At 42.9% G+C, this 7,012-nt stretch carries 8 protein-coding genes and 1 CRISPR repeat array; of the genes, 2 read left to right on the top strand and 6 right to left on the bottom strand.

Annotated elements, in window-relative coordinates:
• Together IPL34_RS20075 and IPL34_RS20070 are read left to right on the top strand one after the other, a co-directional pair.
• On the top strand, positions 1 to 288 hold a 288-nt coding region (locus tag IPL34_RS20075), incomplete at its 5' end, for a DUF3833 family protein (protein WP_296843310.1).
• Positions 289 to 384: 96 nt separating this feature from the next.
• Positions 385 to 720, top strand: coding sequence for a hypothetical protein (locus tag IPL34_RS20070; protein WP_296843309.1), 336 nt, complete (start codon positions 385 to 387; stop codon positions 718 to 720).
• A 58-nt stretch (positions 721 to 778) separates the two neighbouring features.
• Here IPL34_RS20070 and IPL34_RS20065 read toward each other — a convergent pair whose 3' ends face one another.
• The 6 genes from IPL34_RS20065 to cas4 all read right to left on the bottom strand — a co-directional run bounded on the left by IPL34_RS20065 (position 779) and on the right by cas4 (position 7,010).
• Positions 779 to 1,018: a DUF2789 domain-containing protein gene (locus IPL34_RS20065; protein WP_296843308.1), complete on the bottom strand. Its 240-nt coding sequence runs from the start codon at positions 1,016 to 1,018 to the stop codon at positions 779 to 781.
• A gap of 41 nt (positions 1,019 to 1,059) precedes the next feature.
• Positions 1,060 to 1,224, bottom strand: coding sequence for a PLDc N-terminal domain-containing protein (locus IPL34_RS20060; protein WP_296843307.1), 165 nt, complete (start codon positions 1,222 to 1,224; stop codon positions 1,060 to 1,062).
• Positions 1,225 to 1,303: 79 nt separating this feature from the next.
• A complete protein-coding gene (locus tag IPL34_RS20055) occupies positions 1,304 to 2,386 on the bottom strand; it encodes a hypothetical protein (RefSeq protein WP_296843306.1) in 1,083 nt (360 codons plus the stop codon).
• Positions 2,387 to 2,427: 41 nt separating this feature from the next.
• Positions 2,428 to 4,756: direct repeats of the CRISPR family, unit length 37 nt; unit sequence GTTTCAATCCACTCCCAACTTAATTAGCTGGGAGAAT.
• Between the two features lie 220 nt (positions 4,757 to 4,976).
• Complete coding sequence (cas2, locus tag IPL34_RS20050; RefSeq protein WP_296843305.1) at positions 4,977 to 5,267, bottom strand: CRISPR-associated endonuclease Cas2; 291 nt, start codon at positions 5,265 to 5,267, stop codon at positions 4,977 to 4,979.
• 82 nt (positions 5,268 to 5,349) lie between these two features.
• Complete coding sequence (gene cas1c / locus IPL34_RS20045) at positions 5,350 to 6,384, bottom strand: type I-C CRISPR-associated endonuclease Cas1c (protein ID WP_296843304.1); 1,035 nt, start codon at positions 6,382 to 6,384, stop codon at positions 5,350 to 5,352.
• Positions 6,381 to 7,010 carry a CRISPR-associated protein Cas4 gene (gene cas4 / locus IPL34_RS20040; RefSeq protein WP_296843303.1) on the bottom strand — a complete coding sequence of 210 codons (630 nt, stop codon included), beginning with the start codon at positions 7,008 to 7,010 and terminating at the stop codon, positions 6,381 to 6,383. Before cas4 ends, cas1c begins: the two co-directional genes overlap by 4 nt.
• Positions 7,011 to 7,012 lie beyond the last annotated feature (2 nt).

Below are 7,012 nucleotides of genomic sequence, written 5' to 3'. Positions count from 1 at the left end.
TTTAATGATGGTGAAAAGAGTCAACGTATTTGGACGATTACCAAACAAGCTCCTGATCGCTATAGCGGGCGGGCAGCAGATGTGGTGGGAACGGCTCAAGGTACGGTCAAAGGCAATGTATTGAACTGGCAATATGTTCTACAAGTACCGTATAAAGGTAGCACTATTAATGTCAATTTTGATGATTGGATGTATCTGATGAATGATAAGGTGTTACTCAATAAAGCCATTATGAGCAAATGGGGTTTTAAAGTCGGCGAGGTCGTTATTACCTTTGAAAAACTCTAGTGCTTAATTAACGTACTGACCGTGAAATATCTCACATTAAGGTGCTTAAAAATAATTCATTATGAGCCTTATTATTAAACAGCCAAGGAGAGCATCATGATGAAATTGACTAAACTTGCCCGTGTAGGCGTGGTTTTAACTAGCTTAAGTTTATTAGTACCTGCCTTAGTGGAAGCCCGCATGATGATGCCTAAGTATTTATTTGAGGCACATGTGGGGCGCTCAATGACCGTACAGCCCCATAGTATTCAACGTTATAAAGCCGTGGTGACTACGACTCAAAACAATAATCTCCGCAAAGGTCAAACCGTATTTATTGAGCTAGCCCCCGGAGATAATCAAAAATTAACGGGTATCTGCCAATTTCATGCCTTCCAAATGAGTGGCACGACTATTAAAAACGCTTATTCAAGTGGCTGCCGTCATCGCTAACACGGAGAAGGCAACGTACTTTCATAGTGAAAGTACGTTGCCTAATTTATGAGAACTATTATTGACCGTGTAAGCGTGCATTTAATTCATCCATCACAATCGCCCACTCAGCATTTTGTGCTAAGCCCTCACATAAAAATCTAGCTTGAGATGGCGACCAAAAATCCGCTTCGGTCATTTTAACGTCTTCGGGTAGCTGGTTATTAGCAATAAAGTCATCAATGGAGGTTTGATCAGAAGGCAGACCTAATTGATCAAATAAGCCTTCCATGCAATAAACGGTCTCTAACATAGTCATCGCTATTACTCCCAAGTCATTAACAGATAAGGTAGAAAACTTTATTTCGGGCCTACAAAGAACCAAGCAATTAAGCCGACTACGGGAAAGAAAAACACGGCTAATGACCAAATAATTTTAGAGCCAGTGCCAGCACTACTTTTATAAATACTATAAATCGCCCATGCCGCAACAATGAAATGTAGAATGCCTAATATCGTTCCCATACTTCAAACTCCTTTTTAATAGACACTATTTATATAGATAATCTAGCTTAAGATTACTATTTAAAGCATGTTTTATAGGTTAATTAGCCTGAGCGAGGTATTTTTTAATATACGCAGCGGCTTGCTGTGCGCCTTGATGGGAAGGGCGCGGCTTAGTCCAAGGCTGTGCTAGTAAATGGTGAATAGTATCAGCCCATTTTCCCTGCAAAATCTGCGACCATTCGATGTAAATCACCTCACCTTGTTGCTCGTGCCAAGGGCGCAAATAAGGCTGTTCTGGCCAATCGCCTCGATCAATACAGAGTGCAGGTACTTGATTAATCACTGCCTCGGTCTGAGTACCATAGCCTGTTTTAGTCAGTATGAGATCACACGAGGCTAATAAATCGAGATAATTCATTTGAGCTTGTGATTGAGGTTTCCAGTCTTCACGCTGTTGGGTGAGTACCTCATCAGGAAAAATCCACACGACATTATCAAGCTGTGGCCAAGTGTTTAAAGGGTAATCAATACCAATGCCTCCTAACGAAACTAAAATGAGTTTGTGCCGAGTGTTTAACTCTAAGCGTTGACGTAATACGTCGGGTTGTGCTTTGCCTTGTGCTGTTAAGGGTTCAATAGTTTGCGTGTTGTGCAATAACGGCATGGGCATAGAAGGGGTAGGCTGTAGAAAAACGGTAGCTTTTTGATAGGCCTGTATTATTTGGTTATGTATTTTCTCTGCACCTGCAAATTGTCCGCAGTAGGTTTGAAACACATCCGCCCAATTTAATGAGCACAGGGCAATACTCGGAATAGCTAAGGCATGTGCCGCATCTAAACTCAGATAGGGAATATCGGTAAATAAAACATCTGGTTTTAATTGATTTAACTCTTGAATCGCTTGAGTAAGTTTTTGCTCATAGTTTTGGTGAAATTGTTGATGCCATTGAAAACTTTTTAAAGGATCAACATTTAAAGCATCTTGCATAACCATGCCATTATCTTGTTGATAAGGAATGAGATGAAAATCGTGTTGAATACGATCTCGTAAAATAGACTCAGGCGCTAGTGAGCGTAGGGTGATGGTTAAATCAGGATAATCTAAGGCATTTAATACGGCTGCGGTTTGGGCTAAATGACCAAAGCCGTGAGCAGTAATATCAACAAGTAGGTGTTTCATAGGCAATAGTTATAGATGATAAAAGTAATTAACATATTTAGATTGTAACATACTCCCAACTTAATTAGCTGGGAGAATCTCACGAAGTACAGCTCGATATGTACGCGGACATTGTTTCAATCCGCTCCCAACTTAATTAGCTGGGAGAATGCTCTTTGTTTATGATTAGCTAAAATCAATATCGTTTCAATCCGCTCCCAACTTAATTAGCTGGGAGAATAGCCTCAATACTGATGCAGACAATGGGACAGATGTTTCAATCCGCTCCCAACTTAATTAGCTGGGAGAATTAAATAATCATAAATAAAAACAGGGGTAAACTATGTTTCAATCCGCTCCCAACTTAATTAGCTGGGAGAATACTCAGGTTGATCAAAAGATCGTCTGTGATAATACAGTTTCAATCCGCTCCCAACTTAATTAGCTGGGAGAATGGGATAAGTATCAGCTTGATCATAGATCAGGCAGTAGTTTCAATCCGCTCCCAACTTAATTAGCTGGGAGAATAGGTGTGGAGCCTGCTCCTGTACTATTTGCATTGCTGTTTCAATCCGCTCCCAACTTAATTAGCTGGGAGAATTCACGCTTTGTACCAACCCAGCACCGTTGAAATCTGGTTTCAATCCGCTCCCAACTTAATTAGCTGGGAGAATCTGGATGATTAGTCGTTGTCCCCCATGACACCTGTTTCAATCCACTCCCAACTTAATTAGCTGGGAGAATCCAAAATCGCGGATATGAGTGCGGATGACGTGCGAGTTTCAATCCACTCCCAACTTAATTAGCTGGGAGAATCTAACTCTAAAATACACTTTGCCATAAGCTAAGGGGTTTCAATCCACTCCCAACTTAATTAGCTGGGAGAATGCTTATCATTGGCAAAGAAGGTTTACTGGTTGAAAAGTTTCAATCCACTCCCAACTTAATTAGCTGGGAGAATAAGGGGCTTAATTGGATGAAGCACTTCTTAACAAGTTTCAATCCACTCCCAACTTAATTAGCTGGGAGAATGGCATATTCCTTTGGATATAATGATTAACCCTGATGTTTCAATCCACTCCCAACTTAATTAGCTGGGAGAATTCAAAGAGTTCGTCATCATGACCCTGCTACGTGGGTTTCAATCCACTCCCAACTTAATTAGCTGGGAGAATCAGGGTCAGGCTCAGGATCAGGGTCAGGAGTGGGTTTCAATCCACTCCCAACTTAATTAGCTGGGAGAATCAATTAGTCTGTGCTAATTTACCGTGGATTATGTTGTTTCAATCCACTCCCAACTTAATTAGCTGGGAGAATATGTCGCTAAAAACCCAACCAGTGCAACCGCTCGGTTTCAATCCACTCCCAACTTAATTAGCTGGGAGAATTTGGTCTGGCGCTATCCAGTCCATGTTGCTGCATGTTTCAATCCACTCCCAACTTAATTAGCTGGGAGAATAGCGTTGTGAAACCGATTTCATTGGTTCTTAAATGTTTCAATCCACTCCCAACTTAATTAGCTGGGAGAATTGTTTAACCCTGCTACCTATGCAGCGGCTAATCAAGTTTCAATCCACTCCCAACTTAATTAGCTGGGAGAATAGGCTAGCGACTAGCCCACTTCAAGAGTGGTCTTGTTTCAATCCACTCCCAACTTAATTAGCTGGGAGAATATTTTCATGCTTTCAAACAGTCCGGTGCTAGCGACGTTTCAATCCACTCCCAACTTAATTAGCTGGGAGAATCACACTAATAATAAAATTGATCCGTTTGAGCTGGTTTCAATCCACTCCCAACTTAATTAGCTGGGAGAATTTCCATCATCATTTTTGAGCACTTCAGCACGCGGGTTTCAATCCACTCCCAACTTAATTAGCTGGGAGAATGGTTTTATGTGCTTCGATGCTGGCACGGGTACTATTGTTTCAATCCACTCCCAACTTAATTAGCTGGGAGAATATTTATCAGCATTAGGGGATTTACGTCCATTTATTGTTTCAATCCACTCCCAACTTAATTAGCTGGGAGAATTGTATTAACCAATTGATCTTTATGATTGCGCTGTGTTTCAATCCACTCCCAACTTAATTAGCTGGGAGAATAGCGGGTGCGAGTGATGAAAGGTTGGAGCAGCAATGTTTCAATCCACTCCCAACTTAATTAGCTGGGAGAATTCTTGACGTACCCAGCGCATCAGGTGATGTATTGGTGTTTCAATCCACTCCCAACTTAATTAGCTGGGAGAATCCCTGTAGCGTTGAGCATTTGACCCGCTTTGCACTGTTTCAATCCACTCCCAACTTAATTAGCTGGGAGAATCCACAACCACATTTCATAATTTTGTGCTTGTGCCTGTTTCAATCCACTCCCAACTTAATTAGCTGGGAGAATCGCCCGTAGGTAAGGGCTTAAAATACAAGAAAAATTTGACAGGGTTACGCGAACCACAAAGGCGGAAAGCATAGAAATAGATTCGCGGCAGGTGAACATTTTAAAAACCATTACTAATCAAATAGTTAAATATTGCGCGAAACCCCAAGGATTTTAACCATCGCTTTAGGTTCGCGCCCCAAACAACCTACCTAATTATACCAAAAAACCTCAAAAATACCTATAAAATCAAAGGTGCATCAAAGTCTACCGCTTTAAATTTACCAAACTCTTGCACATTTTTACTCAAAGGCTCAGTTAAACGATAAATACGCAAATTATCCTCCGTTAAACTAATTTCCTTTAATACCGCATCCTTCAAAAGCTCATAAGTCGCCGCATCGACCTTACATTCAAACACCGACTTCTGCACCCGTTGCCCATAATTTTTACAGGCTTTAGCCACTCGCCGCAGCCGCTTACGCCCTGCCGCTGTTTCAGTTGATACGTCATAACTCACCAAAATCAACATACCCCCTCTCCTCAGTAAGACTTAGGACTCATCCCCCTACCTTGTCAGGATAAGGACGAGGCAAAAACTCACCTCAATCTTCTCATTTGTTAAAGAACGGAATATACGTCTCGACATCCCCACGCAAATACCTCGCCAGCATTCGCGCTTGTAATAAAGGCAATAACCCTATCTCAACCTCCGTTTCTAATACCGGATGTTGCAAGGTTTCCTTTTTGCGTTCTTGATAAGTACGTACTACGGTCTGTCGTCCCTTATCATTCAAATACACCGCGCCACCCTCACGATAATCAAAATCTCCGTGCTGCAATTGCCCACGATTGATCAAAGTCAGGGCTAAACGATCTCCCAACACCGCCCGAAACTCCTCCATCAAATCTAAAGCTAGCGAAGGTCGTCCCGGACGGACTTCATGGAAAAACCCTAGTTGTGGATCTAAACCCACCGTCTCTAAGGCACTGCGACAATCGTTTAAAATCAAAGCGTACAAAAACGAAATTAGCGCATTCACATTATCTTTGGGAGGGCGACGACTACGACCTTTATACTCAAAAGTATTACGCATCGCGGGCTTAATCATCGTATTCATTTGCTCAAAATAAACCCGCCCCGCATCACCTTCTAAACCTAGCACCGAGGCCGCCGATTCAGCATGTTCTAAATTGCGTAAATTAATCGCTAGCGCTTTAGCAGCTTTGGCTAACTGCTCACGCTCAACCTCATTCGGATTATCCCGTGCACTGCGCATTAATACATTACGGCTATTGCGCAGCTTTCCGGCGATAAAACACTTACTCAGCATCAAGGCTTTATCGACTTGATCCGCTGCACGAAATTGAGCTTGACGTAACAGAATATTACCATTCACCGGCCCTTCAACTCGCGCCTGAAAACGCCCGTTTTCATCCAACCACACAATGCTGCGCCCATCACTCATACACCGCGCCATGAGTTGCGGACTCATACCCACTCGCCCCAAACAGACAATTGCACCCAAGTGATGCAATGGGACTTGATGGCGCTTGACCTTATCCACGCTCATGACCAAAGTCTCACCTTCTAGGCGCAAATAAGCCTCATCGGTGGAAATATATAAGGTATTTAGAAGCTGTCTCACGCCTCATCCTCCACACTAAACAACTGACTGCGTAAACGCTTAATCACGCTGGCTGAAGCAATTAAATCGGGCTGGCAAGCCTCCACTAATGAGCAGTTTTCACATAAGGCTCGCTCCGTAGTGGGTGGTGGAATCTGAGCTGAGAGCAGCAATTGACGCACCGCAATAATCAATTGCTCAGTGTGAGCGCGTAAGGCAGGCGTGAGTGCTACTACCCGTCGTCGCCGACTTTTATGGTGAAAAATAGCACCCTCGGCAATAGTTTTGCCGGTCATTTCCTCTAGGCATAAGGCTTGCGCTATGAGCTGTACTTCATCATGCAGCTTTTGCTGGCGCTTGCCTTGTTTATATTCAATGGGATAGGGTGTGCCATCGGCGAGAAACTCCACCACATCCGCCTTACCTACCAAACCATAACGTTCACTAAACAAAGGCAAAGCTCGCTCAACTCTAAGCCCATATTCCACCCCACTTTCACCGCTATCTACGCGCTCATGGGCTAAATGTCCGCGAATGGTAAACACATTATCCTCAAAAATTTGCTCTTGATGGATCAGCGCACACTGGCGCGGACAATAGCTATAGTGTTGCAAAGCGGAGAGCATAATGAGGTAGAGGTCGGACATAG

The sequence above is a fragment of the Thiofilum sp. genome (assembly GCF_016711335.1).
GTDB lineage: Bacteria > Pseudomonadota > Gammaproteobacteria > Thiotrichales > Thiotrichaceae > Thiofilum.
Note: the sequence above shows the minus strand (reverse complement) of the source record. Positions and strands in the feature narration are given on the sequence as shown.